The organism is Brevundimonas sp. EAKA, assembly GCF_000698025.1.
Lineage (GTDB): Bacteria > Pseudomonadota > Alphaproteobacteria > Caulobacterales > Caulobacteraceae > Brevundimonas > Brevundimonas mediterranea_A.
In genome coordinates, this window is sequence record NZ_JMQR01000229.1 from 1 (window position 1) to 2,146 (window position 2,146).

Annotated in this window: 2 protein-coding genes and 1 pseudogene; all 3 read left to right on the forward strand. The window is 69.4% G+C overall.

Features of this window, described 5'->3' with window-relative positions:
- A partial coding sequence (locus ER13_RS17095; protein WP_035311275.1) for a glycosyltransferase family 9 protein occupies positions 1-362 on the forward strand: 362 nt, incomplete at its 5' end.
- Positions 363-464: 102 nt separating this feature from the next.
- Positions 465-1,796: a dihydroorotase gene (locus tag ER13_RS17100; RefSeq protein WP_035311278.1), complete on the forward strand. Its 1,332-nt coding sequence runs from the start codon at positions 465-467 to the stop codon at positions 1,794-1,796.
- 145 nt (positions 1,797-1,941) lie between these two features.
- Positions 1,942-2,146 (forward strand): annotated as a pseudogene (locus tag ER13_RS17105) (prephenate dehydrogenase/arogenate dehydrogenase family protein); the annotation flags it as partial.

The following is a 2,146-nucleotide window of genomic DNA, read 5'->3' on the forward strand; positions in this document are numbered from 1 at the left end:
ACCGCGAGGCGGCCCACACCATCCGCTACGCCGTCCCCCGCGCCCGCGTCATCGAACTCCAGGGCAAACTCACCCGGCTCCAGACCGTCGCCGCCCTGTCGAAGGCCAGCCTCTACGTCGGCGCGGACTCGATCTGGACCCATCTGGCCGTCGCCTCGGGCGTCCCCGTCGTGGCCGCCTTCGGCCCCTCCGACGAGGCGACGCGCGGCCCCTGGAACGGCGTCGCCGTGCGCGGCCCCCGCAGCTTCGAGGAGTTCAAGGCGCTGGATCCCCGGCTAAACCAGGCGATCCAGCACATGATGGACCTGCCGTGGGAACGGGTGCTGAAGGCGTCGGTTCGGCTGTTGAAGGAACGGGGCTGACGACAATCTCCCTCCCCGTCCGGGGAGGGAGAGGTTTAGCCGTTTCGCGACCCGTGCCGCATCCGCTAGAAGCTCGCATAGCCAGCCTCAGGAGCCGCCCCCATGACCCAGACCTATGACCTGATCGTCCGTGGCGGCGAGGTGGCCAATCACGCGGGGCGCGGCCGGGCCGACGTCGGGGTGATCGACGGCAAGATCGCCTTCATCGGCGACCTGTCCCAGGCCTCGGCCGGCGAGACCTTCGACGCCACGGGCCTGACGGTCCTGCCCGGCGTCATCGACACCCAGGTCCATTTCCGCGAACCCGGCCTGGAGTGGAAGGAAGACCTGGAGACCGGGTCACGCGCCGCCGCCCTGGGCGGGGTCGTCGCCGTGTTCGAGATGCCGAACACCAATCCCAACACCACCGACCCGGACACCATGGCCGACAAGCTGGCAAGGGCGAAGGACCGGATGTGGACCGACCACGCCTTCTATGTCGGCGGCACCCACGAGAACGCCGACTATCTGGGCGAGTTGGAGCGGCTGCCCGGCTGCTGCGGGGTCAAGGTCTTCATGGGCGCCTCGACCGGCGACCTGCTGATCGCCGACGACGAGGGGGTGCGCAAGGTCCTGTCGAACGTGCGCCGCCGCGCCACCTTCCATTCCGAGGACGAATACCGGCTGGTCGAGCGGCGCGGCCTGGCCCGCACCGGCGACTGGACCAGCCACCCCGAGGTCCGCGACGCCGAAAGCGCCATCCGCTCGACCCGTCGCCTGGTCGGCCTGGCCCAGGAGACCGGCGCGCGCATCCACGTCCTGCACGTCACGACCAAGGACGAGATGGAGTTCCTGCGCTTCCACAAGGATGTCGCCACCGTCGAGATCACGCCGCAACACCTGACCCTGGCCGCCCCCGAAGCCTATGAACGGCTGGGCGCCTATGCCCAGATGAACCCGCCGATCCGGTCGCAGGAGCATGTGGACGCCCTGTGGCTGTGGGGCATGCAGCAGGGCGTCGCCGACGTCCTGGGGTCCGACCATGCGCCGCATACAAAGGAAGAGAAGGCCAAACCCTATCCGGCCTCACCGTCCGGCATGCCGGGGGTCCAGACGCTTGTGCCCCTGATGCTGACCCATGTGGCCCAGGGCCGGCTCAGCCTGGAACGGTTCATCGACCTGACCTCGGCCGGCGCCCAGCGAGTGTTCGGCACGGCCAACAAGGGCCGGATGGCCGTCAGCTATGACGCCGACCTGACCATCGTGGACCTGAAGGCGAAGCGCACCATCACCCACGACCAGCAGGCGTCGCGCTGCGGCTGGACCCCGTTCGACGGCGTCGAAGCGACCGGCTGGCCTATGGCGACCCTCGTGCGCGGCCGGGTGGTGATGCAGGACGGCGAACTGATCGGATCGGCGCACGGCCGGCCGGTGCGGTTCATGGAGACGCTGTGAGGTCGGCCTCTACACAATCCGTCACCCGCTTCACCCCCACCCCCGTCATCCTCGGGCTTGACCCGAGGACCGGGCGCGGATCGGGCTGTGCGCCCGCCGCTGACGCAATGCGGCGGACCCTCCGGTCCTCGGGTCAAGCCCGAGGATGACGGGGGAGAAGGAAAAACTCGGCCTGATCGGCTTCGGCGCCTTCGGGCGGCTGACGGCGCGGCATTTGTCGCCCTGGTTCGACATCTACGCCCATGATCCAGCGGCGACCGACAGCGACGGCCACGCCACCCTGACCGACCTGGCTGCGGCCGCCGCCTGTCCTACGATCATTCTGGCCGTGCCGGTCGAGGCGCTGGAAG

Excerpts from the sequence above, each read along its gene's own strand:
- ER13_RS17100 (WP_035311278.1), top strand. The coding sequence starts at position 465 with ATGACCCAGACCTATGACCTGATCGTCCGTGGCGGCGAGGTGGCCAAT.